A 21,131-nucleotide genomic window follows, 5' to 3' on the forward strand; every position below is an offset into this window, starting at 1 on the left:
CGAAGGGCTATCGGCGGCCCGGGGCCGGATAAACCACGCCGCTCACCCCGGCGAAAGCCGGGGGAGGATCGATCGTGGGTTTTGGCTGGATCCCGGCTTGCGCCGGGATGAGCGGGGTCGGAGTACGGCTTCAGCCCGCCTTCGGCTCGGCGTCGTTGACGTTCACGCGGAACAGCCCGTCCGTGATCTCCTTCTCCTTCTCGCGGACGAGCTTCACGACGTCTGCCGGCACCAGCTTCTCGTCCACCACGAGGCTCGCGCCGCCATACTGCATCTGGCTGAACTGCCCGTAATCGGCGGCCTCGAAGCGGCCTTCCTTCACGGCCTTGATGGCGCGGTCGATGGTCGGCTCCATGTGCCAGATCGCGCTGGCCAGCACCGTGTCGGGATATTGTGAGGCGGTGTCGATGACGTTCCCGATCACCTTCACGCCCTTCTCCTTGGCCGCATCGGAGACGCCGAAACGCTCGGCGTAGAGGATGTCGGCGCCCTTATCGATCATGGCGAAGGCCGCTTCCTTCGCCTTCGGCGGGTCGTACCAGGAGTTGATGAAGGTCACGAGGAACTTGACGTTCGGATTGACCGAACGCGCCCCGTCCATGAACGCGTGCATGAGGCGGTTGACCTCCGGGATGGCATAGCCGCCGACAAGGCCGATGAGGTTCGACTTCGTGGTCTTACCGGCCACCATGCCGGTCAGGTACGACGGCTCCTGGATGAAGTTGTCGAAGACCGCGAGGTTCGGCTTCGAGGGTCCGAAGGACGAGCCCATGAGGTAGGCGACCTTCGGGTAGGCGGAGGCCACCCGGCGCGCCTGGCGCTCGACGCCGAAGATTTCCCCGACGACGAGGTCCGAGCCCTCCTCCGAATACTGGCGCATGACGCGCTCGTAGTCGTTGTTGGCGACGTTCTCGGAGAACTTGTAGGTGATCTCGCCTCGGTCCTTGGCGGCGTTCAGCGCCTTGTGGATGCGCGACACCCATTGCTGCTCGACCGGCACCGTATAGATCGCGGCGACCTTGATCGGCTTGCCCGCGCCCTGGGCGAAGGCCCGCCCGCCGAAGGTTTCGACCCCGAAGGCTGCGGCCCCGACGGCGGCGGCGCCGAGGAGGATTGTGCGGCGGTGCGGAAGCTTCAGGTCTGACATGGCGGCTGGCCCAGGGTTGAGGTCGCGCCACAATATGCAGGAACCATGCTCAGGCAATGCGGCCCGAGGCGGCAACAGCCCTTCGAAGAGCTCAGGCCCGCATCGCCCGCCTCCGCCCCTCGACCACCCAGGCGAGGAGCACCGCGCCGACGAGGACGGCGAGGCCGATGAAGCCGAGCCCGAGCGGGAAGACCCGCACCCCTCGGACGGTCGCGGCCTCGCTCGGCCGGATGCCGATCCAGTCGGTCCCGGACAGCCGCGTGTTGGAGCGCACGACCTGGATCCGGGGCAGGGTCGCGGGCCCGGTCGCGTCCGCGACACGCCTCGACGAGCCCCCTGTTGCTTCCGCGATCGGGCGGAGATGCTCGGGAGCGCTGAACACGTCTGACAGCTCGCGCGAATTCGCCGGCCCGACGCTCGCGAAGGCGACGAGATCGCCAGATCGGAACGTGTAGAGGCCGAGTTCCTCCGCGCGGATCTCGGCCGTGAAAAGGCCGGGGCGGGCCTCGCCCGTGCCGAGCCGCTGCTCGCGGCCCGAAGGCGAGGTGACGAGCATGGGGCCCGGATCCGGCCCCATGGTCTGGCGCTCGAGCCGGATGATCCGTCCGGCCACGTTGGCACGCAGCGCCTCCTCCTCGAGCGCCGGCTCCTTCATGAGCCAATGCGCAAGGCGCCGGAGCAGGTCGATGTGAGGGCCACCGTCGTTGTAGCCCCGCGCCCAGAGCCAGGCGTGGTCGGAGAGAAGCAGCGCGACGCGGCCCTTGTCCTCGCGGTTGAGGACGAGCAGCGGCGCATCGCCCGCGCCGGACATCACGCTCGCTCCCGTGCGGACGTCTGCCCCGATCGTGCGGAGCCATTCGCCCCACGCGGGCGGGTCGCCCTCCGAGCCGGGCAGGTCGCGGGTCACCGGGTGCCGCTTCCCGGGCTCGGTGATGCGAGGCTTGAAAGGCGATTCCAGGATGCGGCCGTCGGGCTGGCCGGGCAGCACCGCCGCGAGCCGCGTCCGGGCCAGCGTGCCGGCCCCGGCATATTCCGGTCCCGCCGCGATGAGCAGCGCCCCGCCCTCGCGGACGTAGCGGGCGATGTTGTCGAAGTAGGTCGAGGGCAGGACGCTCTGGTTGGCGTAGCGGTCGAAGATGATGAGGTCGAAATCCTTGATCTTCTGCTGGAACAGCTCCCGCGTCGGGAAGGCGATCAGGGAGAGCTCGTTAATGGGTGTTCCGTCCTGCTTCTCCGGCGGGCGCAGGATGGTGAAGTGGACGAGGTCGACGTTCGCGTCGGACTTCAGGAGGTTGCGCCAGGTCCGCTCGCCGGGATGCGGCTCGCCCGAGACCAGGAGCACGCGCAGCTTCTCGCGGATGCCCTCGATGGTCACGACCGCGCGGTTGTTCACGGGCGTCAGCTCGCCCGGCAGTTGGTCCGCCTCGATCTCGACGACGTTCGGGCCGCCATGGTCGACCCGCACCGTGAGCGAGAAGGGCGCGCCGGTACGGACGGCCTGGCGGAGGACGGTCTGGCCATCCCGCCGAACAGTCACGTTCGCCGTGCCCGTGCCGCCCCGCTCGGACACCTCGGCCCGGATCGTCTGGTCCTTGCCGACGATCCCGAAGCGCGGCGCCTCCAGCAGCGCGATGCGCCGGTCACGCTCGTTCGGGCGGCCCGTGATCAAGGCGTGAAGCGGGGCCGCGAAGCCTAACTCGGACACGCTGGTAGGGATGTCGTGGACCACGCCATCCGTCACCATGAGGATGCCCGCCAGGCGGTCGGGCGGCACGTCCGCGAGCCCGCGCTGAAGCGCGGCGAAGAGGCGGGTGCCGTCGTCGCCCTCGCCATCGCCCGCATCGATGAACCGCGTCTCGATGTTCGGCAGCCCGGCGAGGCGCCGCTCCGCCTCCTCGCGAAGCTGCGTCGTCATCTCGGGGCGATCGCCGAGCGTCTGCGACGTCGAGCGGTCGATGACGACCGCCACGACGCTGCGGACGGGATCGCGCTCCTCCTGCACGACGGAGGGGCCGGCAAGTGCGGCGAGCACGAGGGCGAGCGCGAGCGCGCGGAGCGCCGCGACGCTGCCGCGGGTCAGGAACGCCAGGACCGTGACGGCCAGCAGCGCGACGGCGAGCGCAACGAGCGCCCAGACCGGCAGGAGGGGTGAGAAGGAGAGCGTCAGCATGGCGGGCGTGCGGGCCTATTGCCCGAGGCGCTCCAGCAGCGCCGGCACATGGACCTGGTCGGCCTTGTAGTTGCCCGTCAGGGTGTACATCACGAGATTGATCCCGCCCCGAAGCGCCATCTCGCGCTGGCGCGGATCGGCGCCGATCACGGGGAACATCGGCTCGCCGGAGCGCCCCACGGCCCAGGCGGCCGCGAGATCGTTCGACGTAATCACGATGGGCGAGACGCCGTCGCCGGCGCGAGCCGGCCGGCGCTCGCCATCGACGGCGGGCGGCAGGGCTTCGACCCAGGTCTGGCCCGTGCCGTAGCGGCCCGGAAAGCGGTCGAGCAGGTAGAAGGTCTTGGTCAGCACGTGGTCGCGCGGGACCGGCTCCAGTTCGGGTATGTCGAGCGTGGCCAGCATCCGGCGGAGAGCCTGGGTTTCCGCGGTCGGCTCTCCGCCCGGGCGCGTATTCATGGCGTCACGCGTGTCGAACACCACCGTGCCGCCGTTCTTCATGAAGGAATCGAGCTTGCGAATGGCGGCCTGGGACGGCACCGGCTGGTTGGGCGCGATCGGGACGTAGATCAGCGGGAAGAAGGCGAGCTCGTCGCGGGCGAGGTCCACGGCGATCGGCTCGCCGGCCTCGAGCGCCGTGCGGGCGGCGAGCGCCTGGGTCAGGCCGGTGAGGCCGGCCTTGCTGGCGGCGTCGATGCCGGAATCGCCCGTCACCACATAGGCGAGGCGCGTCACGAGCGCGGTCTCGGGCGAGGCCCGGTTCTGCGCCTGCGCGTGGGCCGGCTCCCCGGGGGCGAGCAGAGGGAGCGCCAGGGCTGCCAGAAGGGCAGCCGCCGCCGCGCGCCGGCGCGGCCGGAGCCGCTGCAGATGGCCGCCGAGCCAGAGGGAAGCCAGCGCATCCGCCAGCAGCAGCAGGATTGCGGCCGTCAGCAGCGGGGCGCGCAGGTCGAAGGTCTCGGCCCGGGCGAGCGGGGCCGTGCGCGAGCCGAGCGCGCCGAGCGCGAGCGGCGCGAGCTTGTCTCCGCCGACGAGGGCATTGACCGCCAGGCTCGATTCCGCCGGTCCGTAATAGCCGGGCGGGTGCTCGGACGTGCCGCGATCGGCGTAGTTGCGCGGGACGGCCCGGGCCGTCGGCGGCGGCGCGACGAGCGCCCCGAAGCCGTCGAGCACGCGCGTCGGCGCGACCGTCTGGATCTCGGCCTTCGTGTCGGTCCCGACCACGTCCGTGTTGCCCGCGAGCGCCACGACCCGGCGGAGCATGTCCACGAACAGGCCCGTTAGCGGCAGATTCGACCAGGCCGCATCCGCCGTCACATGGACGAGCACGACCATGCCCTGGCCCCGCCAATCGGCCGTGACGATGGGCGTGCCGTCCTGCAGGGCCGCCCAGGTCTTCCGCCCGAGGTCCCCGTCCGGCTCCGCCAGGATCTGTCGGCGCACGCCAAGATCGGCCGGCACGGGAAGGCCGAAGAACGGGCTTTCGCGCGTGAAGGGCGCGAGCGTCTTCGGCGCGTCCCACGAGAGGGCTCCGCCGAGGTTCCGGCCCCCCCGGCGCAGCCGCACCGGGACGAGATCGTCGTTACCCGCCGCGAGCCGGCTGCCGGCGAAGCGGAGGAGCAGCCCGCCCTTGTCCACGAACTCGGCGACCCGCTGGTGGGTGTCGCGGTCGAGCGTGCCGACATCGGCGAGGACCAGCACCGAGACCTGCTGGTCGAGAAGTTGGCCGATCGCTTCCGCGACGCCGCCCGGGGCCTCCCGCACCTCGCCATAGGGGCCGAGCGCACGGGCGAGGTAGTAGGTCGGCGCGAGGAGCGGCTGGGCCTGGTCCGAGGTCGCACCCGAGACGAGCCCGATGCGCCGCCGCTTGCCGCGCTCATCGGACAGATGGACGGCGCCGGCCGAAGATTCGCCGAGGATGTCGATCCGGGCGATGGCGTTCCGCAACTCCATCGGGACCTCGAAGCTCGCCTCCGTTTCCGTCGCGCCCGGCGCGAAAGCGAAGCGGGAATCGGCGAGAGGGAGGCCCTTGAGGTCCATGGCGCGCAATGTCCCGCTGTCGCGGCCGTTCGGCATCGCCCGCACGACATGAACGACGAGTTGGCCCGCCCGGTTCTCGGTACCGGCGAGACCGAGCGTCGGCGCTGCGGCCGGCTGAAAGATCGTGAGCGCGCGCGCGCCGGCGGCCGCAGCGAGGGTTTCGGCGAATTCCGCATCCCCCGCCCCCTGCACGCCGTCGGAGATCCAGACGATCTCGGCGTCCGGCTGGGTGGCAAGGAAGCGCGTCACCGCCTCGGAATGGGCCCGGCGGTCCACAAGCCAGGATTGCGGCTTGACGGCCCGCAAGCGGTCGAGCGCTGCCGCGGGGGCAATGGCTTCGATCCCTCCGGGACGATCGCCGGTTGCCAGCAGGGCCACGGGGCGGCCGTCGCGCTGGGCTCCCTCCAGGCGCTCGGTCGCGAAGGCGGCGCGCTCGCGCCAGTCATACGCGGCCGGGAAGCCGGAATCGAGGATCAGCAGCAATGGCCCTTTGCCGCCCGTCGCGCCCGGGTTCCAGAGGGGGCCTGCTGCCGCCAGGATGAGAAGGGTCGCGACCAGGAGCCGGAGGGCGAGGAGCCACCAGGGCGTGCGGGCCGGGTTCTCCTGCTCGGGCAGGAGGTCGGCCAGGATGCGGAGCGGCGGAAAGTCGATCCGGTGGGGCTGCGGCGGGGTGACCCGCAGCAGCAGCCAGATCGCCGGCAGCGTTGCGAGCGCGGCCAGCACCAGCGGGGACAGGAAGGTGAGCGGCAGGCCCAGCATCTCAGGCGTTGCTCCCCGAAACCCCGAGCGCGCCTGAGACGAGCGTCATTATCCGGAGGGCCGGCTGGCTCGCAGGCTTGTCCGTGTGGTGGATCGTCAGCGTCCAGCCCCTCGCCCGCACGATCTCGGCAATTGCGCCGCGATGCGCGTCGATGCGCTGGCGGTAGCTTCGGCCCCACGAACCGGCATCGCCGATCCGCAGGCTGAGCCCGGCTTCCGGTTCCTCCAGCACGGCCTGACCGCCGAACGGGAAGGTCTCCTCGACGGGATCCACGATCATCACCAGATGGCCGCGCGCGCCGCGCGACGAGATCGCCTCGATGCGCTGCCGAAGCTCGGAGATCGGGGCGAGAAAATCCCCGATGATGATGGCCTCGTCGAAGCGGCCGATCGGATGCCCGGGAGGAAGGTCGTCGTCCAACTCACGCTCGTGCGCCGCGTAGGTCTCGGCCAAACGTTCGGCGGCCTGGCGGGAAGCGCTGGGCTGCTTGAGGCCGATCAGGCCGACGCGCTCGCCGGCATCCACGAGGGCATCCGCCAGCGCGAGCCCTAGCACGAAGGCGCGCTCGATCTTGGGAGCACCCGCCAGGTCGGACCGGTAGGCCATCGAGGCCGAGCGATCGATCCAGAGCCACACCGCATGCGGCGTCTCCCATTCCCGCTCGCGGACATAGAGCCGGTCGTCCCGGCCCGAACGCCGCCAGTCGATCCGGCCCGCGGCCTCGCCCGTGACGAACGGCCTGAACTGCCAGAAACTCTCGCCCGGTCCCGCCCGCCGGCGTCCGTGCAAGCCATGCGCCAGGCTTGCCGTCACCCGCCTCGCCTCGAGGATCAGACGCGGCAGCCGGGCGGCGAGCGAAAGCCCCGCCTCGGTCTCGCCGCGGCCGGGCCTGCGGGTTGCGGCCGGTAGGACCTCCGTGCGCGCCACCGGCCGTCAGCCGAACCGCGATACGAGGCGCGAGATGACGCCGGACAGGGTCTCGCCGTCCGCCCGCGCCCCGAAGCTGAGCGCCATGCGGTGCTTCAGCACCGGCTCGGCGAGCGCGACGACGTCGTCGATCGATGGGGCGAGACGTCCCTGGATGAGCGCGCGGGCACGGACGGCCAGCATCAGCGACTGGCTCGCGCGCGGCCCCGGGCCCCACATGAGCTTGCCTGCGAGGTCGCTGCTTTCTTCCGGCCGTGCCGAGCGGACGAGGTCGAGGATCGCGTCCACGACGCTATCGCCCACGGGAAGGCGCCGCACGAGCCGCTGCGTCGCCATCAGGCCGTCCGGATCGAGGACCGGCGAAGGCTTCGCCTCCTCGGCGCCCGTCGTCTCCAGCAGGATCCGTCGCTCGGCCGAGCGGTCGGGATAGCCGACGTCGATCTGGAGCAGGAAGCGGTCGAGCTGCGCCTCCGGGAGGGGATAGGTGCCCTCCTGCTCGATGGGGTTCTGGGTCGCGAGAACGTGAAACGGCCTCGGCAGGTCGTGGCGCTCGCCCGCAACGGAAACGTGGAACTCCTGCATGGCCTGCAGGAGGGCGGACTGGGTTCGCGGCGAGGCGCGGTTGATCTCGTCCGCCATCAGGAGCTGGGCGAAGATCGGCCCCTTGAGGAACCGGAAGGAGCGCCGCCGGTCGACGCCCTCGTCGAGGACCTCGGTGCCGAGGATGTCGGAAGGCATCAGGTCCGGCGTGAACTGCACGCGCCGCGCTTCCAGGCCGAGCACGACCCCGAGCGTCTCGACGAGCTTCGTCTTGGCGAGGCCCGGGACGCCGACAAGCAGGCCGTGGCCACCGGCGAGCAGCGTCACAAGCGCCAGCTCGACGACGCGCTCCTGCCCGAAGATGACGCGGTCGATGGCGTCCCGCGCCCGCCCGATCGTGTCGAGGGCAGTCTCGGCATGCTTCACGACCGCCTCGTCGAGCGAGGTCGGTCCCGACGTGGTCGAATGGGCGAGTTCCAATAGCGCCTCCGGTGATCTGCCGGCCGTTCCCAGACCGGAGAGTGTGGGCAGCGGGCCGAAGCGTGGCAAGCGATGCTTCGACGCAGCTGCCGATACAACAGGCAGCGACTTGGTGTTTCTTTCATGGCCATTCGATTAAACAGCGGGCATGGCAGAGGGCGGGACCACTGACGTTTCGGAGCCGGGCGATGCCCTGGGGCGGCTCAAGGCCGCGCTCGGGGAGCATGCCGGCAAGGGAGCGCCGCCCGTCGAGCGCTGGAACCCGCCCTTCTGCGGTGACCTCGACATGCGGATCGCGTCCGACGGGACGTGGTTCTACATGGGCACGCCCATCGGGCGCCCGGCGCTCGTCAGGCTCTTCGCGTCCGTCCTGCGCCGGGATCCCGAGCGCTATGTCCTGGTCACGCCCGTGGAGCGGGTCGGGATCAGGGTCGAGGACGTACCCTTCATGGCGGTCGAGATGGCGGTCGAGGGCGAAGGCAGGGATCGCTCGGTCGCCTTCCGCACCAATGTGGACGACCTGGTCGAGGTCGGACCGGACCACCCGCTGCGCTTCGATGCGGACGAGACGGGCGCCGTGAAGCCCTACATCCGGGTGCGCGGCGACCTCTGGGCCCGCGTCACGCGCGCCCTGACATACGATCTGATCGAACTGGGGGAGGACCGCTCGACAGAGGGCCAAGCCGCCGAGTTCGGGGTCTTCGTCCGTGGGACGTTCTATCCCGTGCCCTGCGGAGAGAGCGTGTGAGCGCAGCGCTCGGCACGAGGCTCGGCCTCGCAGAACGCGCGGCAAAGCATCTGCGGCGGGAACCGCCCGGCTTCCTCGAACCGCGCTGCGACCTGAAGGGCGACCACGCGCTGAACCCCTCCACCTGGGCGTCCCTGCCGGAGGCGCAGCCGCGCCACGCGGCCGTGCTCGTCCCCATCGTGGAGCATGAGGACGGCGCCTGCGTGCTCCTGACCGAGCGCGCCTCAGGCTTGCGCAACCATTCGGGGCAGATCGCCTTTCCGGGCGGCCGGATGGATCCCGAGGACGAAACGGCGATCGACACGGCTCTACGCGAGGCGGAGGAGGAGATCGGCCTCCCGCGCAACTACGTGAGCCCGCTCGGCTATCTCGACGCGTATCTCTCGTCCTCGAACTACTTCGTCCTCCCCGTGGTGGCGCTCGTGAGGCCCGGGGCGCCTCTCCTGCCAAATCCGGAGGAAGTCGCCGACGTTTTCGAGGTGCCGCTGAGCTTCCTCATGGACGAGGCCAACCACGAACTGCATGCCCGCCACTGGCGGGGAGCGCTCCGCCAGTATTACGCAATGCCGTTCGGACGTCGCTACATCTGGGGCGTCACCGCTGGGATCCTCCGCAACATGTACGAGCGCCTCTACGCGCATGATTAGGGTCCTCCTCACCGAAGGGCTGCTGTTCCTCGCGCCCTTCCTCCTGTTCGGCCTTCTTCTCGTGCTGCAGAAGCGGAAGGTGCTCGATCTCGATCATTGGTCGGGGCCGAGCACATGGCTCGCGATCGCCGGACTCCTGCTCGTGCTGGGAAGCTTCCTGTACAAAGGCTTCTTCACGGAGCGGCCGATGGAAGGCTTCGAGCCGCCGCACATCGAAGACGGCCAGTTCGTACCCGGCCGGTTCAAGTGACCCGTCCGCTGGATCACGAAGGCGCGGGCGCGCTGATCCGGCAGGACGCCATCCGCACGCTCCTCGCGGCGCTCGCGTCGCCCGGCGAGGAGACCCGCATCGTCGGCGGCGCCGTCCGCAACGCGCTTCTCGGACGGCCGGTGACCGAGATCGATCTCGCCACGACCCTTCTGCCGGAGGTGACGTCGAGACGCGCCCGCGCGGCCGGGCTCAAGGCGGTGCCGACCGGAATCGAGCACGGGACCGTCACGGTGATCGTCGAGGGCATCCCCTTCGAGGTGACGACCCTCCGGGAGGATGTCGAGACGGACGGCCGCCGCGCGGTGGTCCGGTTCGGCCGCAGCTTCGAGCATGACGCGCTCCGCCGCGACTTCACCGTGAATGCGCTCTCGGTCGGCGAGGACGGGCAGGTCCGCGACTATACGGACGGCGTCGCGGATCTGGCGGCCGGGCGCGTGCGCTTCATCGGCGATGCGCGCCAGCGCATTCGCGAGGACTTCCTGCGCGTGCTCCGGTTCTTCCGGTTCAGCGCCGAATATGCCGAGGGACCGCTCGACCCCGAGGGCCTGCATGCGGCCATCGCCGAGCGCGAAGGGCTTTCCATCCTATCGAAGGAGCGGGTTAGGGCCGAACTCCTCAAGCTGCTCGTCGCCAGGCGGACGACGGAGGTGGTCGCGGTCCTGAGCGAGACGGGCCTCCTCCTCCGCGTATCGGGCGAGATCCCGGAACTTGGACGCTTCGCTCGGGCGAGTGGGCTCGACGCGGCCGGGCGCCTCGCGGCGATGCTCGTCTGGACCGAGGAGGATGCCGAGCGCCTCCGTGAGCGGCTGCGGTTGTCGAATGCCGAGCACGACCGGCTTGCGACCTATGCCCGCCTGCTTGCGCGGCTGAAATCCGCTCCCGTGCTGGATCGCGCCGAGGCCCGGCGCCTCGCATTTCTCAACGGGGTCGCGCCGCTGCTCGAGGCTGTCGCGGTCCTGGCAGGCGAGCCACGCCCCATCGTGGTCGAGGACGGCGCTCAGCAGATCGAGGCGTTCCGGTCGGGAGAGGGAGCGCCGGCCTTCCACCTCACCGGCGGCGACCTCGTCCGCCAGGGCATCCCGCCCGGACCGGAGATCGGCCGCAGGCTAGCCGAGGCCAAGCGGGCATGGCTCGAGGCGGGGTGTCCTGACGGGCCAGTGCCGTAGGCGAATGGAGTTCGACTGGCATATCGCGAAATCCGAGCGCAACCGCGCTGAGCGGGGCTTCGGATTCGATGCGGCCGCGTTGATCTTCGAAGGTCCGGTTCTCGAATTCCTGGATTCCCGGCGCGACTACGGCGAGACGAGGATCAAGGCGCTGGGGCTCGTGGACGGCGTTCTGCTCTCGGTGGTGTATACTGATCGCGAGAACGTCCGATGGATCATTTCGGCCCGCCGCGCGAGCCGCAAGGAGCGAAGGGTATGGGACGCACGCTAGCGAGCATCCGTGCCTCGCGGCCCGAGATCGACCGGGCAAAGGTCGACGCGACGACCGAGGCCGATATTCGTCGTCACACGATCGAAGACGGCGAGGATCCGGATGCGGAACTCGGGGCGCCCAGGCTCGTCGTGCCGCCCTCGGCGTTGCGGGCTCGACTCGGGTTGAGCCAGGCCGAAATGGCGACCGCGCTCGGAATTCCCCTCGCCACTCTCATGGAGTGGGAATCTGGGCGGGTGCAACCGGACGCAGGATCGCAATCATTGCTTGCCGCCGCGTGGCGGGACCCTCAAACCGTGTTCCGGCTCATCGCCGGCCGCGATGCGGCCTGAAACGATCAGGGCCACCGCACGGTCGGCGGCAGCGAGGAGAGGATCGAGGCGACGTTCCCGCCCGTCTTGAGCCCGAAGATGGTGCCGCGATCGTAGAGCAGGTTGAACTCGACATAGCGCCCGCGGCGGACCTGCTGCTCCTCACGGTCGGCCTCGGTCCAGGGCGTCGAGAGGTTGCGGCGCACGATCTCCGGGTAGACGCGCAGGAAGGCCTCCCCAACCGACTTGGTGAAGGCGAGATCCGCACTCGGATCCCCGGACCAGAGATAGTCGTAGAAGATGCCGCCGATCCCGCGCGGCTCGTTCCGGTGCTTGAGGAAGAAGTACTCGTCGCACCAAGCCTTGTAGCGGTCGTAGGGCTGCGTCGGGTGGGTGTCGCAGGCCTCCCGCATCGCGGCATGGAAGGCGATCGTGTCCGGATCGTCCTGCATCCGGCGGCGGTCGAGCACGGGTGTCAGGTCCGCCCCGCCACCGAACCACGGCTTCGACGTGACGACGAAGCGCGTGTTCATGTGCACGGTCGGCACGTTCGGGTTCCAGGGATGGGCGATGAGCGAGATGCCGCCGGCCCAGAAGCCGGGATGCTCCTCCGTGCCCGGAATCTGCGCCCGGAACTCCGGCGCGAACTCGCCATGCACGGTCGAGACGTGGACGCCGGCCTTCTCGAAAACGCGTCCCTTGAGGACCGACATCACCCCACCGCCGCCCGGCGCCCCGGTATGGTCGGTGCGCTGCCAGGGCGTGCGCAGGAAACGGCCGGGTTCGCCTGACGCCTCCGGGAAGAACGGCCCCGCCGCTTCGTCCTCGATCCGCTCGAACTCGACGCAGATGCGGTCGCGCAGGGAAGCGAACCATTCGGGCGCCCCGGCCTGGAGACGCTCGGTGACGGTCGGAATGCGCTTTGGTCGTAGTTTCTCGGGCTCGGGCAAGCTTTGTGCGTCCTTCGAGACGGCCCGCGCCGCGCCTCTCAGGATGACGAGGTTGAGCCTGACGTTGCTCACCCTCGCCATGCTGAGGAGCCCCGGGCGTCGGCCCGGGGCTCCTCGAAGCAGGCGATCGGCCTAGTTCAGCCTTAGGCCGCGAGTTGGCGCAGCACGTAGGGCAGGATGCCGCCGTTGCGATAGTACTCGAGCTCGTCGAGCGTATCGATGCGGCAGACGAGCGGGACGTTCTTCACCGATCCGTCCGGCGACTTCACCTCCAGCGTCATCTTCTTGCGCGGGGTGAGGTTGTCCTCGATGCCGCGCAGGGTGACGGTCTCGTCGCCCTTGATGCCGAGGCTGGCCCAGCTGTCGTCGCCCTCGAAGACGAGCGGCACGATGCCCATGCCGACGAGGTTGGAGCGGTGGATGCGCTCGAAGGACTCGGCCACCACGGCGCGGACGCCGAGGAGGTTCGTGCCCTTCGCGGCCCAATCGCGCGAGGAGCCGGTGCCGTATTCCTTGCCCGCGAGCACGACCAGCGGCACGCCCTCCTCCTTGTAGCGCATGGCGGCGTCGTAGATCGCCATCTGCTCGCCGGAGGGCTGGTGGATCGTGTAGCCGCCCTCGACCACGTTGCCGTTCGCGTCCTTCACCATCTGGTTCTTGATGCGGATGTTGGCGAAGGTGCCCCGCATCATCACCTCGTGGTTGCCGCGCCGCGTGCCGTACTGGTTGAAGTCGGCGACCCGGACCTGGTGAGCCTGCAGGTACTTGCCGGCAGGCGAGGAGGCCCGGATGTTGCCGGCGGGCGAGATGTGGTCCGTCGTAATCGAATCGCCGAACAGCCCGAGGATCCGAGCATTGACGACGTCCTTGACGGGCTTCGGCTCCTTCGTAATCCCCTCGAAATAGGGCGGGTTCTGGATATAGGTCGAGCCCATGTCCCACTCGTAGGTGAGACCCGTCGAAACCGGGACGCCCTTCCAGTGCTCGTCGCCGGCGAAGACGTCGGCGTAGCGCGACTTGAACAGTTCCGAGGTGATCGTCCGGTCGATGAAGGACTGGATCTCCTCCGAGCTCGGCCAGATATCCTTCAGGTAGACCGGCTGTCCGTCGGAACCCGTGCCGAGCGGCTCGGTCGCGAGGTCGATATTCAGCGAGCCCGCGATGGCGTAGGCGACCACGAGCGGCGGCGAGGCGAGGTAGTTCGCCCGCACGTCGGGGTTCACCCGGCCCTCGAAGTTGCGGTTGCCCGAGATCACCGCTCCCGCGACAAGGTCGTTGTCGTTGATGGACTTCGAGATGTTCTCCGGCAGCGGCCCGGAGTTGCCGATGCAGGTCGTGCAGCCGAAGCCGACGATGTTGAAGCCGAGCTTGTCCAGACAATCCTGCAGGCCGGCCTTCTCGAAATACTCCTCCACGACCTGCGATCCGGGCGCGAGCGAGGTCTTCACCCAGGGCTTGGAGCGCAGGCCCTTGGCGACCGCGTTGCGGGCGAGGAGCCCGGCGCCGATCATCACGGAGGGGTTCGAGGTGTTGGTGCAGGAGGTGATCGCCGCGATCACGACATCGCCGTGGCCGAGGTCGAAATTCGCGCCCTCGACCTTGAAGCGCTTGCCGAGCTCGCCGGTCTTGCGGAACTCGCCTCCCATGGCGGCCGCGAAGGACGTCTTGATGTTGTCGAGCGCGACCTTGTCCTGCGGCCGCTTCGGTCCGGCCATGGACGGGACGACGTCCGCGAGATCGAGCTCGAGCGTGTCCGTGAAGACCGGATCGGGCGTCGACGCATCGCGCCACATGCCCTGCGCCTTCGCGTAGGCCTCGACGAGGGCGACGCGCTCAGGCGTGCGGCTCGTGGTCTTCAGGTAGGCGATCGTCTTCTCGTCGATCGGGAAGAAGCCGCAGGTCGCGCCGTATTCCGGCGCCATGTTGCCGATCGTGGCGCGGTCGGCGACCGACATGTCGGCAAGGCCCGGCCCGTAGAACTCGACGAACTTGCCCACCACGCCCTTCTTGCGGAGCATCTGCGTGACGGTGAGCACGAGGTCGGTCGCGGTGACGCCCTCGCGCAGCTTGCCGGTGATCTTGAAGCCGATCACCTCGGGGATGAGCATCGAGATCGGCTGGCCGAGCATGGCGGCCTCCGCCTCGATGCCGCCGACGCCCCAACCGAGCACGGCGAGGCCGTTCACCATGGTGGTGTGCGAGTCGGTGCCGACCAGCGTGTCCGGATAGGCCATCTCGACCGGCTCGGCCTCGGACTTGCGGGTCCAGACCGTCTGGGACAGGAACTCGAGGTTCACCTGGTGGCAGATGCCGGTGCCAGGCGGCACGACGGAGAAGTTCTCGAAGCCGACCTGGCCCCATTTCAGGAACTTGTAGCGCTCCGCGTTGCGCTCGTATTCGAGCTCGACGTTCTTGGCGAAGGCCTTCGGGGTGCCGAACTCGTCCACGATCACGGAGTGGTCGATGACGAGATCGACCGGGATCAGGGGATTAATCCGGCGCGGGTCGCCGCCGAGGGTCTTCATGGCATCGCGCATCGCCGCGAGATCGACGACGGCCGGGACGCCCGTGAAGTCCTGCATCAGGACGCGCGCGGGCCGGTAGGCAATCTCCTTCTCGGCCTTGCCGCGATTGTCGAGCCACTCGATGACGGCCTGGACGTCATCCTTCTTGACGGTGCGGCCGTCCTCGTAGCGGAGCAGGTTCTCCAGCAGCACCTTCATGGAGAAGGGAAGGCGGGACGCGCCCGCGAGGCCGTTCTTCTCGGCCTCCGGAAGCGAGTACATGGCGTAGGTTCTGTCGCCGACGGCAAGCGTCTGGCGGGACTTGAAGCTGTCTTGTGAAATAGACACCGGGGCTGCTCCTCGGATCGGTCTGATCGAACACGCGCGGGTGTGAAGCCGCGCAGGTGGGTGTTCGGCCGTGTGCGCCTATCGGCGCGCGCCGCTCCGGGGGCGCCCGGACGCTAAGTGAGCGCGCGGAGCGGATTGGACGCTCTGGCGCGCGGCGCAGCCGCCGCGGATATAGGTCAAAAGCATGGCGGACGCCAGCGCTTCGGAGCGATTCTAAACGAGCCGTCCTCCGACTAGTTGAGATATCTCATGAGATATGTCAGGATTGCGGGATGAGCACTGCCACCGTCGGGCGCTGGGGTAAGAGCCTCGCCGTCCGGATACCTGCTGATCTTGCCGGGCGTCTCGCGCTGGCTGACGGCGCCGCCGTCGAGGTCGAGCAGCGCGGCGATGAGATCGTGATCCGGAAGATGAAGAGGCCGCTCACGATCGAGGAGATGTTCAAGGGCAAGAGCCCGGAGGAATGGCGGGCGATGTATGCCGGGTCTGATCCCTGGGGGCCGGATGTCGGCCGGGAGATCATCGACGAGTGAAGCCGGCCTTCGTGCCAGAGCCTGGAGACCTGATCTGGACCGTCTTCGATCCGAGGGTCGGGCGCGAGCAGAGCGGCAGGCGCCCCGCTCTCGTCATCTCGCCGAGCGAGTTCTTCCTGTCGACGCTGTTCCTCATCGTCTGCCCGATTACCAGCAGGGTCCGGCCATTTCCGAGCAGCGTTCTGCTGCCGCCGGGGCTGCCGGTCGAGGGAGAGATCCTCATCAGTGCCGTTCGGGCGATCGACAGCCAGGCAAGGCCAATTACCAGCGCCGGTTGCCGCGTGCCGCCGGCGATCGCCGAAGCGGTCCGAGAGAAGCTTCAGGTGCTGATCGCGATCTGAGCGGCCTTCTTACAATCTCCAATCCACCGGCTCGACGCCTCGGCGCGCGAGCCATTCATTCGCCCGGCTGAACGGGCGCGAGCCGGGAAAGTCGCGGGCGCGGTTGAGCGGGGAGGGGTGTCCGCTCTCGATCACGAGGTGCTTCCGGGCGTCGATCAGCGGGGCGCGGCTGCGGGCGTTCGCGCCCCAGAGCAGGAAGGCGACGGCTGGGCGCTCGGCCGAGACCGCCGCCACGACTTGGTCGACGAGCGCCGCCCAGCCCAGCCGCATATGCGCGCCGGAGGTGCCCGTCTCCGTGGTGAGCGCGGCATTGAGCAGGAGCACGCCCTGTCGCGCCCAGCCCGTCAGGTCGCCATGGCCGGGGGGCGGGCAGCCGAGGTCATCGCATAGCTCGCGCAGGATCACGCGCAGGGAGGCGGGAACCGCCCGCGAGCCGACATAGGAGAAGGCGAGGCCGTGCGCGTCGCCCGCCTTCGGGTAGGGGTCCTGGCCGAGGATCACGGCCTTCACGGAACCGAGCGGCGTCAACTCCAGGGCCCGGAACACCATGGCAGGCGGCGGTGCGAGCGACACGCCCGAGGCGCAGAGCCCGTCCAATTCGCCAGCGATCCGGTCTGCCTCTCCGGAGGCGAAGAACGGCAGGCTCGTCCAGCCTGAACCCGCATGCACCGAGCGCAGATGGGCGAGGGCGCCCGAAACGGAGCCGGGAGCCGCGGCTGAAGCGTCCATCCGCAGGGTTCAGATCACGAGGTCGGCGGCGAGGCCGAGGAACAGCAGGCAGCCCGCATCCCGGTTGGAGCGGAACAGCCTGAGGCAGAGAGGCGGGTCCTCGGGATCGAGGCGCACGACCTGCTGGGCCAGATGGGCCGCGAAGGCCGCAAGCCCGGCATAGCCCGGCCACGACGCGCCGCCTTGCCAGAGCGCCAGCCCGACGAGCAGGACGGCCCCGCCATAGAGGCCGGCGATGATCGCGCGGCTGTAGCGGCCGAAGGTGCGCGAGGTGGAGCGCACGCCGATGATGGCGTCGTCGCGCTGGTCCTGGTGGCCATAGACGGTGTCGTAGCCGATGCACCAGCAATAGGCCCCCCAGTACATCAGGACGGGGGCGGCCGAGAGCGAGCCGAAGACGGCCGCCCAGCCCATCAGGGCGCCCCAGGCGAAGCAGAGACCGAACACCGCCTGCGGCATCGAGAAGAAGCGCTTCATCAGCGGATAGGCGGCCACGGGCACCAGGGAAAGGCAGCCGAGCGCGATCGCGAAGGCGTTGAACTGCACGAGGATCAGGAGGCCGAGCAGCGAGTGGGCGATCGCGAAGGCGAGGGCGGCCTTGACGCTGATCTGTCCGGAGGCGAGCGGCCGCAGCTTCGTGCGCTCGACGCGAGCGTCGATCTTGCGATCCAGGATGTCGTTCCAGATCGAGCCGGCGGCCCGCATGACGAACGCCCCGACGAAGAAGAGCAGCAGGTGCCAGGGGAGCTGCTCCGTGCGACCCGCGGCATGTGCCGCCAGCGCGGCCGACCACCAGCACGGCCACATCAGCAGCCACGATCCGATCGGGCGGTCGTAGCGGCCGAGCCGCAGCCACGGCTTCCAGGCCTCGGGAGCCAGGCTGTCGACAGGGTTCCAGCGCGGTGCGTCCGCGACCCGCAGCCGCTCAGAGCCGCCCATCATCGTCCTCCCGAACCGCGTCCCCGGAGAGCTCGCGCAGCGTCCGCCCGAGTTCGCGCATGCTGCCGGTGAGGCTGCGCAGCTCGTCCGAGTCGAGGCCGACCGCGCAGCCGATCGCGCTCGGCACGTCGGCGAGGTCGCCTTCGAGCGCGCGCCCCTTTTCCGTCAGCCAGATCCTGACCTGGCGCTCGTCGCGGGTGTCGCGCTCGCGCCGGATGTGGCCGGCGCTCTCGAGCCTGCGCAGGAGCGGCGTCAGGGTCCCGGAGTCGAGATGGAGGGGCGCGCCGATCTCGCTCACCGTGCGTCCGTCCTCTGCCCAGAGCAGCAGCAGGACGAGGTACTGGGGGTAGGTGAGGCCGTGCGGCTGCAGCAACGGCCGGTACGCTCGGTTGAAGGCATGCGCGGCCGAGTAGACCGCGAAGCAAAGCATGTCGACGGGCATCCGGTGCATCGGCCTAGCCATGGCTCCCTCTCAGGGTCGTTCGCAAGTCGGGCAAAAAACAGTTGCGCGCAATCGAATTCCGAGTAAATAGGTTGCGCGCAATCGAATTGGCGACGAAACGCCGCCCGGCGCCCTTATGGAGGTTTCCATGGTGAAGGTTCTTTACACGGCTCACGGTTCGGCCACCGGCGGCGGTCGCGAGGGCTCCGCCTCGACGGACGACAAGGTGCTCGACCTCAAGCTGACCACGCCGAAGGCGCTGGGCGGATCCGGCGCCACCGGCACAAATCCCGAGCAGCTCTTCTCCGTCGGATATTCCGCCTGCTTCCTGGGCGCGCTGCGCTTCGTCGGCAATCGCGACAAGATTCCCGTTCCGGCCGACACCAAGGTCGAGGCCGCCATTGGCATAGGTCCGCGCGACGATGGCCAGGGTTTCGGGATCACGGCCGACCTGACCGTCACGCTGCCGGGGCTGGATCGCGCCCAGGCCGAGGAACTCGTCCGGCGCGCCGACATCGTCTGCCCCTATTCGCACGCCACGAAGGGCAACATCCAGAAGACCCTCACGGTCGCCTGAGCCCTCTGGCCGCGCGAGGCGGAGCTACATCTCCGCCTCGCTCGCGACGGCCAGCAGGCCGCGCTGGCGCATCAGGGCTTCCGGAGAAGGCAGGCGTCCCCGGAAGGCCGTATAGGCCTCCGCCGGGTCGCGAAGGTCTCCCGCCGAGTAGACGAAGCGCTTGAGGCGCGATGCGGTCTCGCGGTCGAAGATGTCACCCGCCTCCTCGAAGGCCGCGAACCCGTCGGCGTCCAGCGTCTCCGACCAGAGATAGCTGTAATAGGCGGAGGAATAGCCCTCGCCCGCGAAGATGTGCCCGAAATGCGGCGTGCGGTGCCGCATCACGATGGCGTCCGGCATGTGCAGTCCCGCCAGCGTCGCCCGCTCGAACTCGACCACATCAAGGTTGTGGGCGGAGGGCAGGAGGTGCAGTTCGAGATCGACAAGCGCCGACGAAGTGTATTCCACCGTCGAGAAGCCCTGGTTGAAGAGCCGCGAGGCGAGAACCCGCTCGATCAAGGCGTCCGGCATGGGCTCGCCAGTCCGATAGTGCCTGGCGAAGCGGCGCAGCACGTCCGGCTGCTCGAGCCAGTGCTCGTAGAGCTGGGACGGAAACTCGACGAAGTCCCGCGAAACGCTCGTTCCGGCAAGCGAGGGATAGGTCACGTCCGAGAGGAGCCCGTGCAGCCCGTGCCCGAATTCGTGGAAGAGCGTGCGGGCATCGTCGAACGAGAGCAGGGCCGGCTCGTCGCCGGAACTCTTCGAGAAATTCATCACGTTGACGATGATCGGCCGGACGTCCCCGTCGAGCCGCCGCTGGCTCCGGAACGAGCTCATCCATGCGCCCGAGCGCTTGGATGGCCGTGCGAAGTAGTCGCCGAAGAACAGGCCGACATGCCGACCTTCGGCATCCTTCACGTCGAAGACCCGCACGTCCGGGTGATAGACCGGGACGTTGTGGCGCTCCTCGAAACTCAGCCCGAACAGCCGGTTCGCGCAGTCGAAGGCTGCCGCGATCATCGATTCGAGCGGCAGGTAGGGTTTCACGCCGCCGGCATCGAGGGCGAAGCGCTCCTTCCGCACGCGCTCGGCGTAGTAGCGCCAGTCCCAGGGCGCGATCCGGAAGCGTCCGCCCTCCTGATCGGCAAGGCGCTGCAGGTCGCCGGCCTCCCGCAAGGCCAGCTCCCGCGCCGGCTCCCAGACGGAGCGCAGCAGGTCGAGCGCGCGCTCCGGCGTGCCCGCCATCGTGTCGTCGAGCCGGTAATGGGCGAAGCTCGGATAGCCCAGCAGCCGTGCCCGCTCCGCCCGGAGTTCCACCATCTCGGCGATGACGGCGCGGTTGTCGGTCTCGCCGCCGCCCTCGCCGCGCGCGATCCAGGCCCGGAAGGCCTGCTCGCGCAGATCGCGCCGCGCCGAATATTGCAGGAAGGGCTCGATGGAGGAGCGCGAGAGGGTAATCACGTATCCCTCGACGCCTCGCTCGCTCGCCGCCTCCCGGGCGGCGGCGCGCAGGAAGTCGGGGAGCCCGGCGAGGTCCTCCTCCGTGCGCAGGATGAGCGTCCATGCCTGCTCGTCGGCCAGCACGTTCTGGCCGAATCGCGTTCCCAGGACCGCGAGGCGCTCGCCGATTTCGGCGAGGCGCGCCCGCACCTCCGGTGGGCGGCCCGCGCCCTGGCGGACGAAGGTCTTGTGCCACCGGTCGAGGAGGCGGAGCTCTTCCGATCCCAGCCCGAGCTCGTCCCGACGCTGCTTGAGCGCATCGATCCGGCGGAACAGCGCGTCGTTCAGGTAGATCGAGCTGTTGTGCTTGGAGAGCACGGGCGCGACCTCGCGCTCGATCGCCTTGAGGGTCTCGTCCGTATCCGCGCCGGTCAGGTTGAAGAAGGTCGCGGAGATGCGGTTGAGGAGCTGCCCGCTCCTCTCCAGCGCGACGATCGTGTTGTCGAAGCTCGGCTGTGCCGAATCGTTCGCGATCGCGTCGATCTCGCGCCGGTCTTCCTCCATCGCGAGGTCGAAGGCCTCGCGGAAGCCGGCCCGGTCGATTCGGTCGAATGGCGGCGCCTCGTAGGGCGTCGTCCAGGGTTCAAGCAGTGCCTTGGCGGTCACGGAAGCCTCGCGGGAAATCGCCGGAACCCCGCTTGGCACAGGCCCCGCCGTCGCTGCAACGGCGCGGGCCCGTCAGGTCTCTCCTAGAAGACCCCCAGCACGATCGCAGCGAGCAGCACCATCGACGCGCATGCCGCCGCGGCGGTCATTCGGCTCCACCAATCCGGTCGTAAGATAACGTCCATGGCAGCCCCCAGCCTGACGCCCA

At 69.2% G+C, this 21,131-nt stretch carries 20 protein-coding genes; 9 read left to right on the forward strand and 11 right to left on the reverse strand.

Annotated elements, in window-relative coordinates:
* Positions 1-130: 130 nt before the first annotated feature.
* The 5 genes from ACO2SS_RS05090 to ACO2SS_RS05110 form a co-directional block, all read right to left on the reverse strand.
* Complete coding sequence (locus ACO2SS_RS05090) at positions 131-1,147, reverse strand: BMP family protein (protein ID WP_423276508.1); 1,017 nt, start codon at positions 1,145-1,147, stop codon at positions 131-133.
* 91 nt (positions 1,148-1,238) lie between these two features.
* The gene (locus ACO2SS_RS05095) at positions 1,239-3,317 is read right to left on the reverse strand and encodes a hypothetical protein (RefSeq protein ID WP_423276509.1); all 2,079 of its coding nucleotides are present in this window, start codon (positions 3,315-3,317) and stop codon (positions 1,239-1,241) included.
* A gap of 15 nt (positions 3,318-3,332) precedes the next feature.
* Positions 3,333-6,113: a DUF4159 domain-containing protein gene (locus tag ACO2SS_RS05100; RefSeq protein WP_423276510.1), complete on the reverse strand. Its 2,781-nt coding sequence runs from the start codon at positions 6,111-6,113 to the stop codon at positions 3,333-3,335.
* Position 6,114: 1 nt separating this feature from the next.
* The gene (locus tag ACO2SS_RS05105; RefSeq protein WP_423276511.1) at positions 6,115-7,041 is read right to left on the reverse strand and encodes a DUF58 domain-containing protein; all 927 of its coding nucleotides are present in this window, start codon (positions 7,039-7,041) and stop codon (positions 6,115-6,117) included.
* Positions 7,042-7,047: 6 nt separating this feature from the next.
* Complete coding sequence (locus tag ACO2SS_RS05110; RefSeq protein WP_423276512.1) at positions 7,048-8,061, reverse strand: AAA family ATPase; 1,014 nt, start codon at positions 8,059-8,061, stop codon at positions 7,048-7,050.
* 148 nt (positions 8,062-8,209) lie between these two features.
* Here ACO2SS_RS05110 and ACO2SS_RS05115 point away from each other — a divergent pair, with 148 nt between their 5' ends.
* The 6 genes from ACO2SS_RS05115 to ACO2SS_RS05140 are packed head-to-tail and all read left to right on the forward strand — an operon-like array spanning position 8,210 to position 11,496.
* Entirely contained in the window at positions 8,210-8,809 is a 600-nt protein-coding gene (locus ACO2SS_RS05115) for a DUF1285 domain-containing protein (protein ID WP_423276513.1), read from the forward strand.
* Positions 8,806-9,456 carry a CoA pyrophosphatase gene (locus ACO2SS_RS05120; protein ID WP_423276514.1) on the forward strand — a complete coding sequence of 217 codons (651 nt, stop codon included), beginning with the start codon at positions 8,806-8,808 and terminating at the stop codon, positions 9,454-9,456. Before ACO2SS_RS05115 ends, ACO2SS_RS05120 begins: the two co-directional genes overlap by 4 nt.
* Positions 9,449-9,706, forward strand: a complete 258-nt coding sequence (locus ACO2SS_RS05125) for a DUF6111 family protein (protein WP_423276515.1) — start codon at positions 9,449-9,451, stop codon at positions 9,704-9,706. Before ACO2SS_RS05120 ends, ACO2SS_RS05125 begins: the two co-directional genes overlap by 8 nt.
* Entirely contained in the window at positions 9,703-10,893 is a 1,191-nt protein-coding gene (locus ACO2SS_RS05130) for a CCA tRNA nucleotidyltransferase (RefSeq protein WP_423276516.1), read from the forward strand. Before ACO2SS_RS05125 ends, ACO2SS_RS05130 begins: the two co-directional genes overlap by 4 nt.
* Before the next feature lie 4 nt (positions 10,894-10,897).
* On the forward strand, positions 10,898-11,164 hold the full coding sequence (locus ACO2SS_RS05135; RefSeq protein ID WP_423276517.1) for a BrnT family toxin: 267 nt from the start codon (positions 10,898-10,900) through the stop codon (positions 11,162-11,164).
* The gene (locus ACO2SS_RS05140) at positions 11,149-11,496 is read left to right on the forward strand and encodes a helix-turn-helix domain-containing protein (RefSeq protein ID WP_423276518.1); all 348 of its coding nucleotides are present in this window, start codon (positions 11,149-11,151) and stop codon (positions 11,494-11,496) included. Before ACO2SS_RS05135 ends, ACO2SS_RS05140 begins: the two co-directional genes overlap by 16 nt.
* A gap of 5 nt (positions 11,497-11,501) precedes the next feature.
* Here the strand turns inward: ACO2SS_RS05140 and hemF are convergent, their stop codons facing one another.
* Together hemF and acnA are read right to left on the reverse strand one after the other, a co-directional pair.
* A complete protein-coding gene (hemF, locus tag ACO2SS_RS05145; protein WP_423276519.1) occupies positions 11,502-12,506 on the reverse strand; it encodes an oxygen-dependent coproporphyrinogen oxidase in 1,005 nt (334 codons plus the stop codon).
* A gap of 62 nt (positions 12,507-12,568) precedes the next feature.
* Positions 12,569-15,277 carry an aconitate hydratase AcnA gene (acnA, locus tag ACO2SS_RS05150; protein WP_423276520.1) on the reverse strand — a complete coding sequence of 903 codons (2,709 nt, stop codon included), beginning with the start codon at positions 15,275-15,277 and terminating at the stop codon, positions 12,569-12,571.
* Between the two features lie 272 nt (positions 15,278-15,549).
* Here acnA and ACO2SS_RS05155 point away from each other — a divergent pair, with 272 nt between their 5' ends.
* Together ACO2SS_RS05155 and ACO2SS_RS05160 are read left to right on the forward strand one after the other, a co-directional pair.
* A complete protein-coding gene (locus tag ACO2SS_RS05155) occupies positions 15,550-15,810 on the forward strand; it encodes an AbrB/MazE/SpoVT family DNA-binding domain-containing protein (RefSeq protein WP_423276521.1) in 261 nt (86 codons plus the stop codon).
* Positions 15,807-16,151, forward strand: a complete 345-nt coding sequence (locus ACO2SS_RS05160; RefSeq protein WP_423276522.1) for a type II toxin-antitoxin system PemK/MazF family toxin — start codon at positions 15,807-15,809, stop codon at positions 16,149-16,151. The genes ACO2SS_RS05155 and ACO2SS_RS05160 overlap by 4 nt, the downstream gene beginning before the upstream one ends.
* A gap of 9 nt (positions 16,152-16,160) precedes the next feature.
* On the opposite strand, the gene ACO2SS_RS05165 is transcribed toward ACO2SS_RS05160, so the two are convergent.
* From ACO2SS_RS05165 to ACO2SS_RS05175, 3 genes are read right to left on the reverse strand one after another with little or no spacing between them, the layout of a single operon-like run.
* Positions 16,161-16,880, reverse strand: a complete 720-nt coding sequence (locus ACO2SS_RS05165) for a uracil-DNA glycosylase (protein WP_423276523.1) — start codon at positions 16,878-16,880, stop codon at positions 16,161-16,163.
* Positions 16,881-16,889: 9 nt separating this feature from the next.
* The gene (gene ubiA / locus ACO2SS_RS05170) at positions 16,890-17,822 is read right to left on the reverse strand and encodes a 4-hydroxybenzoate octaprenyltransferase (protein WP_423276524.1); all 933 of its coding nucleotides are present in this window, start codon (positions 17,820-17,822) and stop codon (positions 16,890-16,892) included.
* Positions 17,806-18,282, reverse strand: a complete 477-nt coding sequence (locus tag ACO2SS_RS05175; protein WP_423276525.1) for a MarR family winged helix-turn-helix transcriptional regulator — start codon at positions 18,280-18,282, stop codon at positions 17,806-17,808. The genes ubiA and ACO2SS_RS05175 overlap by 17 nt, the downstream gene beginning before the upstream one ends.
* Before the next feature lie 130 nt (positions 18,283-18,412).
* Between ACO2SS_RS05175 and ACO2SS_RS05180 the strand changes: the two genes are divergently transcribed.
* Positions 18,413-18,838 (forward strand): organic hydroperoxide resistance protein, encoded by a 426-nt coding sequence (locus ACO2SS_RS05180; protein WP_423276799.1) that lies wholly within the window; start codon positions 18,413-18,415, stop codon positions 18,836-18,838.
* A 24-nt stretch (positions 18,839-18,862) separates the two neighbouring features.
* Here the strand turns inward: ACO2SS_RS05180 and ACO2SS_RS05185 are convergent, their stop codons facing one another.
* Positions 18,863-20,923, reverse strand: coding sequence for a M3 family metallopeptidase (locus ACO2SS_RS05185; RefSeq protein ID WP_423276526.1), 2,061 nt, complete (start codon positions 20,921-20,923; stop codon positions 18,863-18,865).
* Positions 20,924-21,131: the final 208 nt, after the last annotated feature.

Source organism: Enterovirga sp. CN4-39 (assembly GCF_049446235.1).
Classification (GTDB): domain Bacteria; phylum Pseudomonadota; class Alphaproteobacteria; order Rhizobiales; family Beijerinckiaceae; genus Enterovirga.

What these genes read in the sequence shown, in the direction of transcription:
- ACO2SS_RS05090 (WP_423276508.1), bottom strand. Translation starts at nt 1,147, where the DNA reads ATGTCAGACCTGAAGCTTCCGCACCGCCGCACAATCCTCCTCGGCGCC.
- ACO2SS_RS05095 (WP_423276509.1), bottom strand. Translation starts at nt 3,317, where the DNA reads ATGCTGACGCTCTCCTTCTCACCCCTCCTGCCGGTCTGGGCGCTCGTT.
- ACO2SS_RS05100 (WP_423276510.1), bottom strand. Translation starts at nt 6,113, where the DNA reads ATGCTGGGCCTGCCGCTCACCTTCCTGTCCCCGCTGGTGCTGGCCGCG.
- ACO2SS_RS05115 (WP_423276513.1), top strand. Translation starts at nt 8,210, where the DNA reads ATGGCAGAGGGCGGGACCACTGACGTTTCGGAGCCGGGCGATGCCCTG.
- ACO2SS_RS05125 (WP_423276515.1), top strand. Translation starts at nt 9,449, where the DNA reads ATGATTAGGGTCCTCCTCACCGAAGGGCTGCTGTTCCTCGCGCCCTTC.
- ACO2SS_RS05135 (WP_423276517.1), top strand. Translation starts at nt 10,898, where the DNA reads ATGGAGTTCGACTGGCATATCGCGAAATCCGAGCGCAACCGCGCTGAG.
- ACO2SS_RS05140 (WP_423276518.1), top strand. Translation starts at nt 11,149, where the DNA reads ATGGGACGCACGCTAGCGAGCATCCGTGCCTCGCGGCCCGAGATCGAC.
- hemF (WP_423276519.1), bottom strand. Translation starts at nt 12,506, where the DNA reads ATGGCGAGGGTGAGCAACGTCAGGCTCAACCTCGTCATCCTGAGAGGC.
- ACO2SS_RS05155 (WP_423276521.1), top strand. Translation starts at nt 15,550, where the DNA reads ATGAGCACTGCCACCGTCGGGCGCTGGGGTAAGAGCCTCGCCGTCCGG.
- ACO2SS_RS05165 (WP_423276523.1), bottom strand. Translation starts at nt 16,880, where the DNA reads ATGGACGCTTCAGCCGCGGCTCCCGGCTCCGTTTCGGGCGCCCTCGCC.
- ubiA (WP_423276524.1), bottom strand. Translation starts at nt 17,822, where the DNA reads ATGATGGGCGGCTCTGAGCGGCTGCGGGTCGCGGACGCACCGCGCTGG.
- ACO2SS_RS05175 (WP_423276525.1), bottom strand. Translation starts at nt 18,282, where the DNA reads ATGGCTAGGCCGATGCACCGGATGCCCGTCGACATGCTTTGCTTCGCG.